The sequence below is a fragment of the Pseudomonas sp. S2_C03 genome (assembly GCF_054668405.1).
The window spans coordinates 532764-552378 of the sequence record NZ_CP162766.1 but is presented as its reverse complement, the minus strand read 5'-3'; the positions used below and the strand labels follow the sequence as shown (position 1 = coordinate 552378).

Sequence of the window (19615 nt, the reverse complement as noted above, 5' to 3'; positions counted from 1 at the left end):
CGGGCCTTTCAACCCCTTGTGATCCCTTCTGTGGGTGTTCCACAGTGGAAATTTCCCACAGGAGATCTCGGCCCGGCATACAAAAATTCTGATCGACGCCCGAAATATCAGGGCGCCGAAGGGTCTATCAGGCTTGCGTCAGTTTTGCCGCCGCACGCTCGAAGCGGTCCAGGCCTTCGTCGATGTCGGCGTCTTCCACCACCAGGCTCGGGGCGAAACGCACCACGTCCGGGCCGGCCTGCAGGACCATCACGCACTCTTTTTCAGCGGCGTTGAGGATGTCCTTGGCCTTGCCTTTCCAGGCATCGGTCAGCACGCAGCCAATCAACAGGCCCATGCCACGCACCTGGGTGAACAGGCCGTATTTCTCGCCGATCTGCTCCAGGCGTGCCTTGAACTTGTCGTGCTTGGCTTTCACGCCGGCCAGTACTTCCGGGGTGTTAACCACGTCGATCACGGCTTCGCCAACGGCGCACGCCAGCGGGTTGCCGCCGTAGGTGGTGCCGTGGGTGCCGACGACCAGGTGCTTGGCCAACGCGTCGGTGGTCAGCATCGCGGCGATCGGGAAACCGCCGCCCAGGCTCTTGGCACTGGTCAGGATGTCCGGGATCACGCCGTAATGCTGGTAAGCGAACAAGTGGCCAGTGCGGCCCATGCCGGTCTGCACTTCGTCGAAGATCAGCAGCGCGTTGTGTGCGTTGCACAGGTCACGGGCACCTTGCAGGTATTCAAGTTCAGCCGGGATGACGCCGCTCTCGCCCTGGATCGGCTCGATGATCACCGCGCAGGTTTTGTCGGAAATGGCGGCTTTGAGCGCTGCCAGATCGTTGTACGGCACGTGGGTGATACCGGTGATTTTCGGACCGAAGCCGTCGGAATACTTCGGCTGGCCACCCACGTTCACAGTAAACAGGGTGCGGCCGTGGAAGCTGTTGACCGTGGCAATGATCTCGTATTTCTCGCTGCCGGCGCGGTCGAAACCGACACGACGGGCCAGCTTCAGCGCAGCCTCGTTGGCCTCGGCACCGGAGTTGCAGAAGAAGGCACGCTCGGCGAAGGTCGCGTCGATCAGCTTGTGCGCCAGGCGCAGGGCCGGCTCATTGGTGAACACGTTCGATACGTGCCACAGCTTGTTCGCCTGCTCGGTCAAGGCACCGACCAGTGCCGGGTGCGCGTGGCCCAATACGTTAACGGCAATCCCGCCAGCGAAGTCGATCAGCTCACGGCCGGACTGGTCCCACACGCGGGAACCGGCGCCACGTACCGGAATGAAAGCGGCAGGCGCGTAGTTGGGAACCATTACCTGGTCGAAATCAGCGCGTTCTACCGCAGCGTGCTCAACGGACATCGGAGTCTCCTGAAGAGGAACACCCGCCTGAAACTGGCGAGCGATGGGGGGATTGTAAGGACAGTTTTCAGCCCGTCCTTGTCGCCAAGCGACAACTTCTTATAGCGCAAACCCCGGTTTCAGCCGGGTTTACGGCAATGCGACATATAGCGTCGCAAAGGCGCAGTTTAAACTGCGCACGGGCTCAGAGGCAGAGGCGCACCGCGCTATCCGACAAATATGTACCGCAGATGCCATGGCCATCCCTGATTTCCTTTTGCGCTTTCCCTACGCTCAAGGAACAGTCACATGCAGGTGCAGCAAGATTTCCAGGTGAATACGGCGCCCGCGGAACACCCCGACAGCCACTATCAGCCCCTCATCGACGCCCTGCCATCATGGCTCGGCCAGATATCCCCGGCCCATCGCCAGGCGCTCCAGGCCAGCCAACCGCAGCTTGCCGACGCACTCCAGTCGGCAACACCCGAGCAGCATCAACGGCTCAAGGCGCTCACCACCGCACACTGGACCGCGCAAAGCGCTGTCGACGAGCGTCTGGCGCACTTGCAGGATGCCAGCCGCTTTGCCGAACCCCTGCTCAAGGACGCGCTGAAGAATCGCTTCGGCCTGGACCTGGACGTGCGCAGCACCTTCCTGCGCCTCTACATCCCGGTGACGGTGCCAGGCTTTGCGATCCAGACCGGCGCCCGTGCCTGGACAGTGTCGTTGCTGGACGCGGCGCTGCATAACTTCGAAGAACGGGAAAGTGCAGACGATGCCTACGAAAGCGCCTCGACCTTCATCACCGCGCCTTCACCCACGGGACAGTTCGACACGCTACCGCTGATCCAGGCGTCGATGAGCATCGCGGCCTTTATCCGGCTGTGTCGGGAAATCGACATCGGCGCCCGATACGAGGCCTGTCTGCGAGAAAGCCTGGGCCTTTCTGAGCCGGTGGGCGCCGCCGTGCTGCGCTTGAAAATCAACACCAGCCAGCAGGCCGCGCTGAAAGCGGCGGTGCAATGGGCGCGGATGAAGGGCGATCTCAGTGAAGTGTATGCGCGCCTGATCGGCGGGCTGGCCGATGGGCTGCAAGGCATGCGCATCAATGGGCAGGCGTTGCGTTGTCATGACTTGACGATGATGTCCGCGCGCCTGACCGGCATCCTGGTCTTCGCCACCGATCTGCAAGCCTCAACGCGGGTCGGCAGCGTGGTGGCGTACATTCCTGATGATCCGCTGCACCCGATAAAGGAGTACACCTCTACCACCGAGATGGCCGGTGAACTGACCCGGCAACTGCGCGCCAGGGACTATCAGCAGTTCTTCAGCCGCTTTATCGATCACGAACGCCTGGGGCCGTTTTTCGCCACGCTGAACAGCCGGCTGACGCAAGTGACCTGGCATGAACCGGTAAAAGGCAGCGCCCTGCCCGCCTGGCGGGAGGAACCCATCGAGCCACCGAATCTGCAGCTTGTGGCCACCGCGTTCAGTGGCGAGATGTGGCAGCACCTCTATCAACGCAAACTGGACAAAATCCTCAGCGACGCCCGCACCCTTGCCGTGCCGACTGCCTACGTCGACCAGAACGCCCGCTGGGCGCGCTGGAATGCTTTTGTCAGCCTGGCTTCAAGCATCGTCCAGGCCGCCACGTTCATCGTCGCGCCATTCGTGCCGGTGTTGGGTGAACTGATGATGGGCTACATGGCTTACCAACTGCTCGAAGATGCATTCGAGGGGATCGTCGATTGGGCCGAAGGCCAGACGGGCATTGCCTTCGATCACTTGATGAGCGTGATGGAGTCGCTGGTGCAACTGGGGGTGTTCGCCGCAGGTTCGAAGCTTGTCGCAGGCCTGTATCGCCAGGTGCTGCCACAGGAAGTGGTGGCCTTCATCGACCGTTTCCTGCCGGTCGAGCGCGCCAATGGGTCAACGCGCTACTGGAAGCCGGACCTGCATGCCTATCAACACCCGGCTATACCCGCCGCGGATGCGCCGATCAATGAGCTTGGCCTGCGCCAGCACCAGGGCAAACAACTACTGGCCATCGAGGATGCGCATTACGCCGTGAGCCAGAACCCGGTGACTGGCCGATACCAGATCGATCACACCACCCGAGTCGATGCGTACAAGCCGCCACTTCGCCACAACGGCGAGGGCGCCTGGCACACCGAACTCGAACAGCCGCTGGAGTGGGACGGCGATACCGCGTTGCGGCGTCTTGGCCACCACGTCGAGCCGTTCTCCACCATCCAACGCCAGCGAATTCTCAAGGTCAGTGGCTACTCCGAGGACGGGCTGCGCAAGATGCACGTCAACCAGCAAACCTTGCCGCCGTTGCTGGCCGACAGCATTCGGCGCTTTCGGATCGACCTCGACCTGGGGCAACTGCTCGATCAACTGGCCAGCGACCTGCCCGATCAATACACGCGGGCCGATCCGTTGACGCAGTTGCAACTGCTCGGCGAACAGCACCGCTGGCCGGCAAACAAACGCCTGCAATTGATCGATGCGGGCGGGCAAACCGCCTGGACGTCATCGGCCGATGAACGCCTGCCGGTGACGCAGATCCGTCTGGATAAACTGATCGAACGCGACCTGCTGAAAACCCTGCTGCACAGCCTCGACGAAAGCGAGATCAAGCACCTGCTCAATGAGGAATTCGGCCAGCCGACGCTGGCGCTCGATGTGCGCACGCGTACCCTGCGAAAGCAGGTGCTGCGCCTTGCGCGCAAATACCGCGCTGCGCTGTTCGAATCTCGCTACAAGGCCCTCGAACACACCGATGACGTCCTCGCCCGACAGGTCGCCCAACACAATCGGCAGCTACCCGCCAGCATCACGCGCGAGCTGCTCGACACCGCCACTCCGGATGAACGACAACAGATCCGCCAGGGACAACTGCCACCCCGCCAGCAATCACTCATCGCAGTGGCCAACCAACACGTGCGCATCACCCGCGCCTTCGAAGGGCTGGAGCTGGCGTCGGTCAGCAACCCCGACACCGACCTCCTGGCGCTGCAAAGCCTGCAACGCTTGCCCGGTTGGAGCGGCCAGGTGTGCATCGAGATGCGCGACCGGTCGTATGACGGGCCACTGTTGACGAGCATCGCCGCGCCACAGGCGTCCTCGCTGAAGGTCCTGGTGCGCCAGGCCGATGGTCGTTATCAACCCTGGGACGATCGCGGCCAGCCGCTGCACTCGCTCACCGACTTCTATACCAGTGTTCTGTACGCCCTGCCGGACAGCGAGCGCCAGGCTCTGGGCATTCACATAGGCCAGGGTGAGCCGCTCAAAACCCTGGTGCGTGAACATCCACTGGGACGCAGCGAGCTCATCGTGAAGCTGTACGAGACGCCGATTCATGAACCGACCGTCGACACGCTCAGACTGACCGGCAGTGACGGTTATCGACGGATATTGCGCACGGTCAACACCTCGGCCGAACAGCCATTGACACTTGAGCAACGGGTGCAGGCGCTGTATCCGCAACACTCTGCGCAGCAGATCCAGGCGACGCTGGCAGACCTGCAAAATCATCCGGCGGGCGCACGGGCCGAACTGTCGCGCCTGCGCAACGAATATGCCCGGCTGACTCATGAGCTCAGTCGTTGGGACAATGCGCTGCCGACCGTCGATCACAACGGCACCGCGCTGACCGCCCCCGAGCTTCACGAAGCGCGTCTGGCCCGACGCTTTCTCAAGCACTCTCTGGAAAAAAGCTGGCGCCGTGAAGCCGACAGCGCAGTCGGACACATGCTATTCATTCCAGGCTCGATACGCGGCGACCTTCCTTCCATCAGTGGCGACTTCAGCCACGTCGCCTGGCTCCAGATCAACGGCCGCAACGGCACCACTCACCTCAAGGGCTTTCTGCAGAACTTCCGCGGTTTGCTTCACCTGGAACTTCAGGACTTCTCGATGCCAGGCCTGCCCGAGTCAATCACCTCGATGCCGGCGCTGCGCCAACTGGTGGTGCGCAACTGTGGCATCACCCTGTCGATTGCCGATCAACGGGTATTGGCGTCGTTGCCGAACGTGTCGATTCTCGATTTACAGGACAACCCGTTGGCGCGCCCGCCCGACGTGCACGCGCTGGCGCAGTTACGTGAACTCAACCTGGCCAACACCGGGATCACCCTGCCCCCGGCCGACCTGCTCAATCACCCTCGGCTCATTGCCGTCAACCTTTATGGCAACCGCATCACCGAACTGCCCCCGCCGCTCCTGACCCTCGGCGCCGAACTCAGCAACGGCTTCAATTTTGCCAACAACCCACTGTCGGCGGCCGCCCGGGAGCAGATCAAGATTCACTACAATCGCACCGGCAAGGATTTCGGCGTATTGGCCGAACAGGTGGACACCGATCGGGTGCGTGCCCTGTTCCCCGAGCAGAACGTACGCCAGGCCACCGACCTGTTGTATCGCTTACCCGGCACGCTCGCCGAGGGTCGAGAACAGCTCAGCCGCTGGGAGGGCGAAATTGTCCGCCTGCTCGCTGACCTTGCGCAGTGGGAAAACGACATCCCCGACCGAAGTCCGGTGACCGGCCAACAGCTCAACATCAACGAAACCTTCACCGAGCACACCGCGAGGACCGCCTTCTCCCGGCAGCTCGAGCAATTCTGGCGCACGCGCCACACCGATCATCCGGACCGTTTCAGTGCCGCACTGACATTCTGTGGCGACCTGCCCGTCCTGAGCGCCGACTTCAGCCATGTGTCGATCCTGAAGTTGACCGGCAACGTGCACGTTAGCGCCGTGGACTCTTTGTTGCAGCGCTTCGGCGGCTTGCAAACCCTGCAGCTCAATGACTTCGACCTCGGCCAGGTCCCCTCCGCCATCTCCCACATGCCGAAACTGCACACCCTGGCCCTCAATCGCTGCGGTGTGGTGCTCACCCCCGAAGGTCAATCGCGGCTGGCTTCACTGACCCAACTGAAAATTCTCGAACTGGCCAACAACCCCTTGGGCACGCCGCTCGACCTGACGTTCCTGCCACACCTTTATTTCCTCGACCTCTCCGGCAGCGCCCTGTCTACGCTGCCAACGGGCCTGGCCGATCACCCGCAACTCAAGACCCTGATCTTCAGCGACAACCATATCAGTGAACTGCCCGACCCCGTGCTCAAGCTGTCCGCCCAACGCATCGACGGATTCGACTTTGCCGACAACCCTTGGTCGGCGGCCACCCGCGAGCGGATCAAGACCCGCTTCCGCGAAATCGGCCGGGATTTCGGGGTGCACGCCGAGACAGCGGACATCGTCCTGTCCCAGGAACTGTTTCCGGCGCTGGACAACCAGGACGCCAGTGACGTGATCTACAATTTGCCCGGCACCCTGATCGATGGTCGCAAGCAACTGCGGCACTGGCGTGTGGAGTTGACGCAACTGATCGCCGACCTCAAGGCCTGGTCATTGCAAGCACCCGAACGTCACCCGCTCACGCAGCAACCGCTCAGCGCCGAGCAACACCTGGCCAATCACGTCGCCCGCACCGAGTTCGGGCAAATCCTCGAGCGATACTGGCGTGACCGACCTGATCCCGAGCTCAAGCGCGAAAACCATTTCACCCTGCGCACGACATTCCTTGGCGACATGCCGCGCCTGACGGCAGATTTCAGCCATGTATCGTTGCTGAGCCTGCAGGGCAATCCGGCGGTGGGTGCGGTCGACTCATTTCTCGAGCCGTTTACGAACCTGCACGTTCTCAACCTGCGCGACTTTGCCCTGGACCAGGTGCCCAGCGCGCTCACGCGGATGCCGGTGCTGCGGGAACTGTCCCTCACCCACTGTCGATTGGCCATGACGCCTGACGGCCAGACCGTGCTGTCATCACTCGGCAGCCTGGAGTCCATGGACCTGAGTGACAACCCGCTGACCATCGCCCCCAGTCTTGAAGGCATGCCGCTGTTGAATGAGCTACGGTTGCCCAACACCGGTATCGAGCACCTGCCCCAAGGCATGACCAAGCTGCATAACCTGAGCCTGGCGATGCTGCACGGCAATCGGATCAGCGACCTGCCCCCCGCCCTGTTCGCCATGGAAGCGGACAACGCCGAGGGCATCAACCTCGCCAATAATCCGTTATCCGCTGCCAGTCGCGAACGGATCAAGGCCGGGTATGCCGAGAGCGGCAACGACTTTGCCGTGCGAGCCGAGGAGGCGGACATCCAGCGCACGCGCGCGCTGTTCCCGGAACTGGATGAAGAAGACGCCAGCCACGTGCTCTACACATTGCCCGGCACGTTGGATGAAGGCCGCGCCCAACTGGCGCGCTGGGAGCAAGAGCTGGGCCGAATGAGCCAGGAGCTCGACCTGTGGATCGCCGACATCCCGGCGCAACACCCCGTGACAGGACACACGCTCAACGCAGACGAGCTCGCCGCCGAGCGCACCGACCGGACCGAGTTCGCCCAGAAGCTGGAATATTTCTGGCGCCACCGGCTGCCGCAAACCGCCGCGCTGCGAGATAACTCCTTCATCGCCAAGCCGACGTTTCTCGGTGATCTGCCCGCGCTGACCACTGACTTCAGCCATGTGTCCGCGCTGTCCCTGAGCGGCCACCCGGCGGCGGGCATCCACCCGCGCTTCCTCGAATGTTTTACCGGCCTGCAACACCTGGAACTGCGCAACTTCAATCTGGGCACGATGCCGAAGGCCGTCAGTGGCATGCCATCGCTCAACTACCTGGTGATGAGCCGTTGCAGTGTGGTGTTTGACAGCGACGGGCAGGCGGTCCTGTCCTCGCTGACGCGCTTGAAGATGCTCGACCTGTTCGACAATCCGTTGGGCACTACGCCGGATGTCACACCCTTGAGATCGCTGACCTTCATCGATCTGTCCAACACCGCCATCGAGCACATGCCCACCGGCTTGCTCGATCTGCCGCAGTTGTCGACGGTACTGCTGCGCGACAACCACATCACTGAGTTGCCCGAGGCGATCTTCGAATTACCCGGCGCCAGCGGCGATGGTTTTGACTTGAGTAACAACCCGCTGACCGCCGCAACGCTGGAGCGAGTCAAAGCCTATCGGCAAAAAAGTGGCAGCGACTTCGGCGCCTGGGCAGCGCCGGCCGATATCGACCAGGCCATCGCGCTGTATCCGGACTTGACTAGCGAAGAAGCCAGCCACCTGTTCCTCGCCCTGCCCGGAACACTGGCAGACGGCCGCGCTGAATTGACACGGCGGCAGATCGAGTTCGACACACTGACCCGCGACCTCGCCGCCTGGGTCGGTGAAGTGACCAACGACACCGAAGAGCAAGGCCATCGCGCCGCGTTCAAGACCGCTTTGGAACAATGCTGGCGCAGGGTGCCGCTGGAGAATCGATCGCTGGACGAGTATCACTTCAAATTCGACGGACCGATGCGCGGTGATCTGCCAGTGCTCACAGCGCGTTTCGATTATGTCCTTGACCTGTCGCTGACCCACGCCGCCCCCCAGGCTGCCAGCGTCGGCAACTTCCTTGAGCACTTCCCCAATTTGACCCACCTGAAGGTTCGAGGGTATCGACTGGCTACCTTCCCGGAGGCGGTGCTCCGTATGCAGGCCCTGACGTCGCTGGACCTGAGCGGCACCGGGCTTGGCGAGCTGCCGATCGCATTGGTCGATAACCGTCGGTTGATTCATGTCGACCTGTCCAACAACGCCATCCGCGAGGTGCCAACCGAACTGACCCAGGCCGATGCAACGACCACCGTGGCGTTCAATCTCAGCGCCAATCCGCTGTCTCCGCCCAGCCTTGCGCGCATCGCCGAGCATTTTCGCAGGACCGGCAACACCCTGGGAGTGAGCCCCGGCACCGCACTCTAACCGCCCCATGCGGGAGCGGGCTCGCTCACTCCCGCGGGCAACCCGTTGTGATTGGCGGACCCATCCCGTGCGGTAACTATCTACCGCACACGACCCTGCCCCGTCTGGTTTGCTTGCGCTTCAATAAAACGCTCAAGGACTCGAGCCATGAACCCGCAAACTTTCACTGCAACGCCGGACGCGCCTGTTCATCACGCTGTCGACAACCTGCCCGACTGGCTGTTCAAAGCATCGCCCACCACACGCAAGGCGCTGAAAAACGCCCGCTTGCAACCGCATCAGACCGCACGACATCAGGCGTTGCACGGAGCCTGCGCGGACCACATGACCCAGCGCAACCGCCTCGAGTCGAGGCTGGCCAACCTGCAAAATCCCAGGGACTTCGCCCTACCGCTGCTGACCGCTGCCATCAAAACCCGATTCGGCCTTGAACTGGACGTCAAGACCACCTACCTGCGCCTGTACATCCCGCGACACATCCCGTGGTTCCCGATCCCATCGGGTGCCGCACGCGCCTGGACGATCTCGTTGCTGGACGCCGCATTGCACAACTTCGAGGAATCGCACACCCACGTCGACGCCTTTGAACCGGAATCCACCTACATCACCCAACCCTCCCCCCACGGTCATTTCGAGACCTTGCCCGCGGTCGAGCAACAGTTGCCTATTCCACGCTTTGCCCAACTGTGCCGCGAGCTGGACATCGGCAACCAGTACCAGGCCTACCTCAACGAGACGCTCGGTCTGACCAGTCCGGTGGCCAGTGAGGTGGTCATGACCGACGTCATTGGAAGCCATAAAACCGCCCTGCGTGCCGCCCTGCACCTGGCCCACCTGCGCCACGACCTGCCTACTGACCTCTTCCAGACGATGCTCGACAATGTGGAGGGTCGCGAAGTCGCGCAGATGGACGGCCAGCCGATGCTCGGACATGACCTGACGATGATGTCTTCCACACTGACCGGTATCCTGGTGTTCGCGCCTGAGGCCATACGTTCACGGGCCACCACGCGGATCATTGTTTACCTCCCCGACGACCCGCACCATCCGCTGAAACTCTACGCCAGCCCGGCGGCCTTTATTGAAGCGCTGACCCTCAAGCTGCGCGACCCTCAATACCAGGCATTCTTCAGCCGCTTCGTCGAGCATCACGAGCGCGGGTATTTCTTCGCCGACCTGAGCCGTCGCCTGAGCCATGTCACCTGGCATCACCCTTCGCGCGGCGACCCCCTGCCCAACTGGCGCGACACCCCCATCGACCACCCCAACCTGCGATTCGCGGTGCACCCCATCAAGACCGACCTGTGGACTCATCTGTATCAGCGCCAACTGAACAAGATCCTCAACGACGCCAGCCACATGGCCGTGTCCACGGCCAGCACCGACCGCGCCGCACGCTGGGCGCTGTGGGACAGCCTGAATAAAGTGGCCGGTGCAATCGTCGAAGTCGCGTCATTCGTAGCCCTGCCCTTCGTGCCGTTTCTGGGTGAGCTGATGCTCGGCTACATGGCCTACCAGCTCCTCGACACCACCTTCGAAGGCATCATCGATTGGGCTGAAGGCTTACAAACGGAAGCCTTCGGCCAGTTGATAGCGCTGACCGAATCGGTGGCGCAAGTGGGCCTGTTCGCTGCAGGCGGCGCCCTCGTCACGCAGGCTTTGAGTCGCGTGCTCTCCCCCGAAACACTGGCGCTGTTCGCCTCGCTCAACGTCGTGAAAACACGCACGGGCCAGATGCGCTACTGGCGTCCGGACCTGACACCCTACGAGCAGTCGATCACGCTGCCGAGTTCCGCCAAGCCCGATGAGCTGGGGCTGTATCACCATCAGGACAAAACCCTGCTGCGCCATGAAAACAAACTGTACGCCGTTAAACCGGACAGCGAGACCGGGCATTACCAGATCGAACATCCCGACCGTACCGATGCTTTCCAGCCGCCGCTGCGGCACAACGGTCACGGGGCCTGGCAGACCTTGCTTGACGATCCCCTTGCGTGGGACCGCGACACGGTGGTGCGCCGCCTTGGCCACAGCGTCGAGGGGTTCACCCGAATCGAGCGCGAGCAGATCCTGCGCATCAGCGGCTTTCACGACAATGTGCTGCGCGAATCCCACGTCGAGAACCAGCGACCACCGTCACTGCTGACCGACACGATCAAGCGCTTGAAGATCGATCGCGACATCCGTGCCCTGATTGAACAGCCCGACCACCCCGAGCGCGAGGAGGCCCTGACCAACCCATTGACCTTTTTCGGCTATCGCTACGATGAACTCGAAAAAACCACCGATCGCCATGTGCAACTGCTGCAAGGTGTGGAACGCGGTCTGCCGACCGACATTGCACAAGAGCTGGTGGACAACGCCACGGGCAGCGAACTCAAGCAAATGCACGAAGGGCAAGTGCCGAGGCGCCTCCAGGATGTGGCCAACAAGGCCATGGAGGCCGTGCGGACCGCCCGGGCGTTCGAAGGGTTTTACCTGCGCCGCGCACAAACGCTCGACACCCATCGCCTGGCCTTGCACAGCCTCGAGTCGATGTATGGCTGGCCGGATGATTTGCGCATCGACCTTCGCGCCTATTCCACAACCGGTGAAGTGCTGGACCGCATTGGCCCGGACGAAGCGCCGATTCACAAGACCCTGGTGTGCGCCGCGGACGGTACGGTCCATCTGGCCGAACACAGCGAACAGGCAGGCACCTTTTATGAGGCCATCCTGCAAGCACTGAGCAAGCAGCAACGCGATGTGCTGGAACTGTCCCAAGCCGACGGTGAAGCGCTCAAGCGACGCATCATCGACCAGGCGGCACGCACACCGTCGTTGCGCACGTTGCTGGCAAGGCACCCGCATCGCAAGACCCTGTACGACCCGGCGACCATGCGCCTGCCCGGTGGCACCGAGGGTTACTTTCGCCGCAACAGCTCCACCCCGACCCTCGATGCGCGGGTTCGCGAGATTTATCCCAACCTTGATCGAGAAGAGCTACGCGCGCAGATTTCGCGCCTGCAAAATCATCCCGACGGTGCGCGCATGGCGCTTTCGCGCCTGGCTACCGAGTCCCAGGAACTGTACACGGACCTGGATCGCTGGATCCGCCAAACACCGACCTTCAGCCCTGACACCGGGTTGGCACTGGACGCCGTCGACCGTCAGGCCATGCATCACAACCGCCGCTTGCTGGCGTTGGAGATCCAGCGCAGTTGGCAACGTCAGTCCGAGCGCGACGTGGATGCCGCCGACGGCAGCGCGCGTTACATACTGCGCTTTGCCGAGCCGATCCCGGGTGACCTGCCTGCCCTGCGCGCCGACTTCAGTCATGTGTCGACCCTTATCCTGAGGGGCGACAAGGCCACCCAGGGCGCGCCCGCGTTCCTGAAATCCTTTACCGGCCTGCGCCGACTGGAGCTGCACGGGTTCGCCCTCGACTCATTGCCTGAAGCCGTCGGCCCACGCGCGCCACTCGAGACACTGACCCTCAGCGACTGCGCGATCACGTTCGATGAGGCCGCCTGGTCAAGACTGGCATCGATCACGACCCTCAAGCACCTGGACCTGTCTGCCAATCAATTCAAGACCAGTGTGCAGGTCGATTCACTGCCGAACCTTCAGCATCTGGACCTCAGCGGCGCCGGCCTGACCGCCATCCCTCTTGGCGCGCTGCAACACCCCCGGCTCGACACGCTGATGCTGATGAACAACGTCATCAGCCAATTGCCAGCCGACCTGTTCGAGAGCGAGGTGTACGAAAGGCGCGGCATCCAACTGACGAACAATCCGCTCGACGATGCGTCACTGGAGCAGATCAAGCAGCACTATTTCGAGACTTCCTACGATCTTGGGGTGGCGGCGCCCGAGGCGGATGTACAGCGCGTCCTGTCGTTGTACCCGATCCTGGAGCCCACCCAGGCGAGTGACTTCGTGTACGAACTGCCCGGCAATTTCGCCGAGGGCCGGGCCATGTTGACCAGTCTGGAAGAAGAACTGGGTCGCGTGAGCAGCGATCTCGACACCTGGACCACCGAATTGCCGGTCCGACATCCGCTGACGGATGAGGCGCTCGATGCCGAGCAATTGTTCGCCGAGCACGTCAATCGCGAGCAATTCATGCAGGTACTCTTGAGCGGCTGGCGCCATGAAACGGAGCTCGATGGCTTCGATGAGCGGATGGAGCCTACCTATGAGCTGGTGATCAATGCGCCGATCCTCGGTGAACTGCCGACCCTGCGCGCCGACTTCAGCCACGTGTCGGTACTGGATCTGCGCAGTGTCGATGGACTGACGCGCATCGGGCGATTCCTGGAGGCGTTCCCCAACCTCAAGCGCCTCAGGTTGCACAATTTTGACCTGGGCAACCTCCCCGACGCGGTGTACAAGATGGGTCGCCTGCACTCACTGGCGCTGCCGGGTTGTCGCATTACGCTGACCGTGGAATCGGCCAACGCCCTGGCCGGCCTGGAGCGGCTGCAGTACCTCGACCTGGCATCCAACCCGCTAGGGCAGGTGCCAGACTTGAGCCAGATGCCGGACCTCGTCAACGTACTGCTGGACCATACCGGCATCACCGAGTTGCCCAATGGCTTGCTCAACCGAGGCGAACTGGGTTGGGCGGACCTCAGCAACAACGCCATCACTGACGTGCCGAGCGACATCCTCGAGGTGCCTGCGGCCATTGCGCAAAACCTGCATTTGCGAAACAACCCGTTCACCGAGGACGCCCTGGGGCGACTGACCGATTATTACGAAAAGACCGGCATCAGCTTCAGCGTGGACGCCGTCAGTGATCGAGGTGAACCGCCGCTGTTGGCGACCCAAGCGTCGGCGGCGGACGAGTAAACCGGCGTCAGCCGCGCTCGGCTGGCACCGATGACAACTCGAATGGGCTGCTGCTGCGCCGCTGGTTACGATCTTCTCGCGGCGTGGCACCGAAGAAGTTGCGGTAGGCGCTGGAGAAATGCGGCCCCGACGAGAATCCGCATGACAGGCCGATCTGGATGATCGACTTGCTGGTTTGCATCAACATCTGCCGGGCCTTGTTCAGGCGCAGTTCCAGGTAGTACTGGCTCGGCACGCGGTTGAGGTATTGCTTGAAGATGCGTTCCAGCTGCCGACGGGACACGCACACGTGCTGGGCGATTTCGTCGGTGGTCAGCGGCTCTTCGATATTGGCTTCCATGAGCAATACGGCTTGCGTGAGCTTCGGGTGACTGGAGCCGAGGCGGTTCTGCAACGGAATGCGCTGACGCTCGCCGCCTTCGCGGATGCGCTCGACCACCAGCTCCTCGGAGACCGCACCGGCCAATTCGGCGCCGTGGTCGCGGGCCAACACCGCCAGCAAAAGATCGAGCACCGACATGCCACCGCAAGCGGTCAGGCGGTCGCGGTCCCAGTCGAACAGATGGCTGGTGGCGATGACCTTGGGGAAACGCTCGGCGAAATCGTCCTGCCAGCGCCAATGCACGGCGGCGCGATAACCGTCGAGCAAACCGAGCTGCGCCAGCGGGTAGACCCCGGCCGACAACCCGCCGATCACGCAGCCGCTGCGCACCAGTTGTTTCAAGGCACTGCTCAGCGCTGGCGCCAACGTGGTCGGCGGCTCATCGGCGAGCAGGAACAGTTTCTGGAAGTTTTCCAGCTTGCCGGTCCACGCCTCGCCCGGCAATTGCCAAGCCCCCTCGGCAGGCGGTTCAGCCTGCAGGAACGACAGCTCGTAAACCACTTCGGGATGCACACGCTGGGCAACACGCAAGGCCTCCTCAGCCAGCGCAAGCGTCAGGGCTTTTGTGCTGGGCCAAATCAGGAAACCAATTCGATGGGCAGTCATGGTGGGCAATCCGAAGCGAAATCAAGTGTTGAAGGCATGGGCCACAATGCTAGCCCGTATACCCTGTAGGAGCGAGCTTGCTCGCGATGCGGTGTATCAGTTTGCATCTGTGGTACTGACACACCGCCATCGCGAGCAAGCTCGCTCCTACAGGGGGCTGAAGCATGCACCATTGAGGTGCACAAAGCAGCCTCAAATTACTTCAGGCTACCCGACAGGAACTGCTGCAACCGTTCCGACTGCGGGTTCACCAGCACTTCGCGCGGGTTGCCGCTTTCCTCCACCAGGCCTTTGTGCAGGAACACCAGTTGGTTGGACACTTCACGGGCAAAGCCCATTTCGTGGGTCACCACCACCATGGTCCGGCCTTCCTGGGCCAGGGCCTGCATCACCTTGAGCACGTCGCCGACCAGCTCCGGGTCGAGCGCCGAAGTCGGTTCGTCGAACAGCATCACCTCCGGCTCCATGGCCAGCGCACGGGCAATCGCCACGCGCTGCTGCTCGCCGCCGGACATGTGGCCCGGGTAGGCGTCCTTGCGGTGGGCCACGCCGACCTTGTTCAGGTAGTGCTCGGCTTTCTCGCGGGCTTCGGCCTTGGCCACGCCCAGCACGTGAACCGGCGCCTCCATGATGTTTTCCAGCGCGGTCATGTGCGACCACAGGTTGAAATGCTGGAACACCATCGACAGGCGCGAACGCATGCGTTGCAGCTGCTTGGGGTCGGCGGCTTTCATTGCGCCGTCCTTGTTGGCCACCAGTTTCAGCTCTTCGTTGTTGAGCAGGATGCGGCCAGCGTGGGGCTGCTCCAGCAGGTTGATACAACGCAGGAAGGTACTTTTGCCGGAGCCACTGGAGCCGATGATGCTGATCACATCGCCGGCGGCCGCTTTCAGGGACACGCCCTTGAGCACTTCGTGACTGCCATAGCGTTTATGCAGGTCTTGGACTTCAAGTTTGTACATGCTGTCGGTTCTCACAAAAACAGTCAGTCAGTCGTTGAGCAAGCGCCCGTGACGCAGCGCTTCGCGCCCCGCCACCTTGGCCAGCCAGAAACCGGGTTGGGCATAACGCAGCCGTTCAATGGCAAACAGCACCCCGGACGTACCAGCACACACCGTGCTGACCCGATCCGCCAACGGATCGATCACTTCGAAAATCTCGTCACCGTCCTCAACCCACTCGCCGGGTTGGCGCAGGAAGCTGACCACACCCGGATGCGGCGCAAACAGCAACTCGGTGCCCTCGAACGGCATGCCTTCGCAGGCGTCGCGCTCGGGCTTGGGCCACTCGCCGCCGATCAGCCCTTGTTCGGCGAGGAACGCCAGGATGCCGTCGGCGTAGGCCTCGGCATCCGCGCGCGCGGTGTCGGCCTGGCCACCCAGTTCAATGGTGGTCGCCAGACACGCCAATGGAATCTGCGCGTCGGGGAACTGCCGCGACAGGCGCAACCACGGCAGCGAACAGGCTTCGTCGAACGAGCTGCCGCCGGAGTCTTCCGCCAGCAACCCGACCTTCACACCCAGGTGCGCCGCCAGCGAACGCCACTGTGGCCAGTGTTGCGGCAAGGCATACATGTGCAACGCCGCCTCGGCATCGCAATGCAGGTCCAGCACCACATCGGCGGTGCAGGCGTGGCTGAGCAGGATGCGCTGCATGCCCTGCAACTGGCTCGCAGCCGCCGGCAAGGAGGCCAGGTGATCACTCATGGCCTGGCGGATCAGGCGGATGTTGGCGTGCGAGTCATCGCCCAGGCGCCCGGCGAGCGCTGCCGCAACGGGCGCGCTGAGCTCGACGAAATCACGGTTGAAGTTCTTGCCACTGCCCGCCTCGAAACGCCCTTGGTGATTGCCTTGCAGCAATTGCCCAAGCCCCAGCGGGTTGGCCACCGGCACCAGCTCGACGACGCCATTGAGCAAGCCCTGGGCTTCGAGTTCGCCCAGGCGTTTTTTCAGTTCCCAGGCGGTGCGCATGCCGGGCAGCTCGTCGGCGTGCAGGCTGGCCTGGATGTAGGCCTTGCGCTCGCCGCTGCCAAAGCGGAATACCGAAATCTGCCGCTCGCTGCCCAGGTGGCTCCATGGCAAACAATGATCAATACGTTCCATATCAGTGCTTCCGCGGGGCCAGGTAGCCCAACCAACGGCGCTCGGCCATCTTGAACAGCTTCACCAGGATGAAGGTCAGGCACAGGTAGAACACGCCAGCGGTGATGTACGCCTCGAACGGCAGGTAATACTGGGCGTTGACCGTGCGCGCGGCACCGGTAATGTCGATCAGGGTCACGATGGAGGCCAGGCTGGTGGTCTGCAACATCATGATCACTTCGTTGCTGTACTGCGGCAGTGCACGGCGCAGGGCCGACGGCAGCAGGATTCGCTTGTACATCTTGAAGCGCGACATGCCCATGGCCTTGGCCGCTTCGATCTCGCCGTGGGGCGTGGCGCGCAGGCTGCCGGCGATGATTTCGGCGGTGTAGGCGCTGGTGTTGATGGCGAACGCCAGGCAGGCGCAGAAGGTCGCGCTGGAGAGCCATGGCCAGAGGAAGCTTTCGCGCACCACTTCGAATTGCGCCAGGCCGTAGTAGATCAAAAACAACTGCACCAGCATCGGCGTGCCGCGGATCACATAGGTGTAGAGCCAGGCGGCGCCGTTGACCACGGTGCTCTTCGACACGCGCATCAGGCCCAGCGGCAATGCGCACAACAGGCCAAAGAACAGCGACAGCGCGAGCAGTTTGAGGGTGGTCACCAACCCGCCAAAGTACAGCGGCAAGGCCTCCCAGATGACGTTGTAGTCGAAGATCATAGCTCAGCCGCCCTTACGCCTACCGAGTAGCGCTTCTCGAGGTGACGCAATGCCAGCAACGAGACGCTGGTAATCACCAGGTACATCGCCGCCACTGCGAGGAAGAAGGTGAAAGGCTCGCGGGTGGCATCCGCCGCCTGCTTGGCCTTGAACATCATGTCTTGCAGGCCCACCACCGAAATCAGCGCGGTGGCCTTGGTCAGTACCAGCCAGTTGTTGGTGAAGCCAGGAATCGCCAGGCGGATCATCTGCGGCACCATCACCCGGAAGAACACCTGGAAACTGCTCATGCCGTAGGCCATGCCCGCTTCGGCCTGACCTTTGGGGATTGCCATGAACGCGCCACGGAAGGTTTCCGACAGGTACGCCCCGAAGATGAAGCCCAGGGTGCCGATACCGGCGGCCAACGGGTTGAGATCGATGTAATCGTCGAAGCCGAGCATCGGTGCCACGCGGTTGAGCAGGTCCTGGCCGCCGTAGAAAATCAGCAGGATCAGCACCAGGTCGGGAATGCCGCGAATCACCGTGGAATACAGGTCGCCCAGCCAGGCGAGCCAGCGCACCGGCGACAGACGCAGCGCCACGCCGATCAGCCCCAGGACGATGGCCAGCGCCATGGACGACAAGGCGAGCTGAAGCGTCAGCCATGCGCCATCGAGGATGACAGCCCCGTAGCCTTTCAACATGATTCAGGTCCTCGAAAGTTGGGATGAAAAAATGGCGCAAACCGCAGAGATCCTGTTGCTTGCGCCATTTCGGACTTGTCGCCTGGACGTGTTACTTGCCGTAGATATCGAAGGCGAAGTACTTGTCCTGGATTTGCTTGTATTTGCCGTTTTCGCGGATGGCCACGATGGCGCTGTTGATCTTCTCTTTCAGCGCGTCACCCTTGCGCACGGCGATACCCACGCCGTCGCCGAAGTACTTGACGTCGGTGAAGGCCGGACCCACAAACGCGAAGCCCTTGCCGGCGTCGGTTTTCAGGAAACCGTCATTAAGCAGCGTAGCGTCTGCCACGGTGCCGTCGAGGCGGCCAGCGGTCACGTCCAGGTAGATTTCGTTCTGCGAGCCGTATGGCTTGATCTCGGCACCCAGCGGGGCCAGGACTTCGCGGGCAAAACGCTCGTGGATCGAGCCACGCTGCACGCCGATGTTCTTGCCCTTGAGCTCGGCCAGGCCGTCGCTGACTTGGGTGCCTTCCTTCATCACCAGACGAGCCGGGGTGTTGTAGTACTTGTTGGTGAAGTCCACGGACTTCTTGCGATCTTCAGTGATCGACATCGACGACAGGATCGCGTCGATCTTGCGCACTTTAAGCGCCGGGATCAGGCCGTCGAACTCTTGCTCGACCCATACGCACTTGACCTTCATCTCTTCACACAGGGCGTTGCCGATGTCGTAGTCGAAACCCACGATGCTGCCGTCCGGTGCCTTGGAGGCAAATGGAGGGTAAGCCGCTTCGATACCGATCTTGATCGGCTTTTCATCGGCGAAGGTTGGCAGGGACAGCACGGACAGTGCCAGGGCGCCAAGCAGCACGAGTTTCTTCATCTTGGTACTCCATCGGTAAAGGGCGAAAACGGCAGAGTGAGCGACAGCCCAATATGCGAATGAGTGGGACCGCAATTGTGTGGCTACGTCCTAGGAAGCCGGTGGTTTTTTCAACACCGGCAACGACGAGCGAGTGATCGGCATTCTAACGACAGGCCCAAGGTCGATATTTCTTCAATGCGACAACTAGTTACAGATGCGTATAGAAAGCCGCTCGGGCGCGTTGACAGCCCTGCAAATTCATGCAAGGGCAAAAGACAGTGAACCGATCTATGCTGCAAATTGCGGGCCTATTA

The 19615-nt window shown here is 62.1% G+C and carries 9 protein-coding genes; 2 read left to right on the top strand and 7 right to left on the bottom strand.

The window, feature by feature from the left end; translation table 11 throughout:
• Positions 1-127: 127 nt before the first annotated feature.
• A complete protein-coding gene (locus AB4N64_RS02525; protein ID WP_460121716.1) occupies positions 128-1348 on the bottom strand; it encodes an aspartate aminotransferase family protein in 1221 nt (406 codons plus the stop codon).
• A gap of 288 nt (positions 1349-1636) precedes the next feature.
• Between AB4N64_RS02525 and AB4N64_RS02520 the strand changes: the two genes are divergently transcribed.
• On the top strand, positions 1637-9145 hold the full coding sequence (locus AB4N64_RS02520; RefSeq protein WP_460121715.1) for a dermonecrotic toxin domain-containing protein: 7509 nt from the start codon (positions 1637-1639) through the stop codon (positions 9143-9145).
• A gap of 147 nt (positions 9146-9292) precedes the next feature.
• Complete coding sequence (locus AB4N64_RS02515; protein ID WP_460121713.1) at positions 9293-13978, top strand: dermonecrotic toxin domain-containing protein; 4686 nt, start codon at positions 9293-9295, stop codon at positions 13976-13978.
• A 7-nt stretch (positions 13979-13985) separates the two neighbouring features.
• Here the strand turns inward: AB4N64_RS02515 and argR are convergent, their stop codons facing one another.
• From argR to AB4N64_RS02485, 6 genes are all read right to left on the bottom strand, one after another.
• Complete coding sequence (gene argR, locus AB4N64_RS02510) at positions 13986-14966, bottom strand: transcriptional regulator ArgR (protein ID WP_460121711.1); 981 nt, start codon at positions 14964-14966, stop codon at positions 13986-13988.
• A gap of 197 nt (positions 14967-15163) precedes the next feature.
• The gene (locus tag AB4N64_RS02505) at positions 15164-15928 is read right to left on the bottom strand and encodes an ABC transporter ATP-binding protein (protein WP_460121709.1); all 765 of its coding nucleotides are present in this window, start codon (positions 15926-15928) and stop codon (positions 15164-15166) included.
• Between the two features lie 27 nt (positions 15929-15955).
• The gene (locus AB4N64_RS02500) at positions 15956-17068 is read right to left on the bottom strand and encodes a M14 family metallopeptidase (RefSeq protein WP_460121707.1); all 1113 of its coding nucleotides are present in this window, start codon (positions 17066-17068) and stop codon (positions 15956-15958) included.
• Between the two features lies 1 nt (position 17069).
• Positions 17070-17768 (bottom strand): ABC transporter permease, encoded by a 699-nt coding sequence (locus AB4N64_RS02495; RefSeq protein WP_460121705.1) that lies wholly within the window; start codon positions 17766-17768, stop codon positions 17070-17072.
• Positions 17765-18454, bottom strand: coding sequence for an ABC transporter permease (locus AB4N64_RS02490; RefSeq protein WP_460121703.1), 690 nt, complete (start codon positions 18452-18454; stop codon positions 17765-17767). Before AB4N64_RS02490 ends, AB4N64_RS02495 begins: the two co-directional genes overlap by 4 nt.
• A 91-nt stretch (positions 18455-18545) precedes the next feature.
• A complete protein-coding gene (locus AB4N64_RS02485) occupies positions 18546-19319 on the bottom strand; it encodes an ABC transporter substrate-binding protein (protein ID WP_460121701.1) in 774 nt (257 codons plus the stop codon).
• Between the last annotated feature and the right edge of the window lie 296 nt (positions 19320-19615).

Excerpts from the sequence above, each read along its gene's own strand:
- AB4N64_RS02520 (WP_460121715.1), top strand. The coding sequence starts at position 1,637 with ATGCAGGTGCAGCAAGATTTCCAGGTGAATACGGCGCCCGCGGAACAC.
- AB4N64_RS02525 (WP_460121716.1), bottom strand. The coding sequence starts at position 1,348 with ATGTCCGTTGAGCACGCTGCGGTAGAACGCGCTGATTTCGACCAGGTA.
- AB4N64_RS02505 (WP_460121709.1), bottom strand. The coding sequence starts at position 15,928 with ATGTACAAACTTGAAGTCCAAGACCTGCATAAACGCTATGGCAGTCAC.
- AB4N64_RS02485 (WP_460121701.1), bottom strand. The coding sequence starts at position 19,319 with ATGAAGAAACTCGTGCTGCTTGGCGCCCTGGCACTGTCCGTGCTGTCC.
- AB4N64_RS02500 (WP_460121707.1), bottom strand. The coding sequence starts at position 17,068 with ATGGAACGTATTGATCATTGTTTGCCATGGAGCCACCTGGGCAGCGAG.
- AB4N64_RS02495 (WP_460121705.1), bottom strand. The coding sequence starts at position 17,768 with ATGATCTTCGACTACAACGTCATCTGGGAGGCCTTGCCGCTGTACTTT.
- argR (WP_460121711.1), bottom strand. The coding sequence starts at position 14,966 with ATGACTGCCCATCGAATTGGTTTCCTGATTTGGCCCAGCACAAAAGCC.
- AB4N64_RS02490 (WP_460121703.1), bottom strand. The coding sequence starts at position 18,454 with ATGTTGAAAGGCTACGGGGCTGTCATCCTCGATGGCGCATGGCTGACG.
- AB4N64_RS02515 (WP_460121713.1), top strand. The coding sequence starts at position 9,293 with ATGAACCCGCAAACTTTCACTGCAACGCCGGACGCGCCTGTTCATCAC.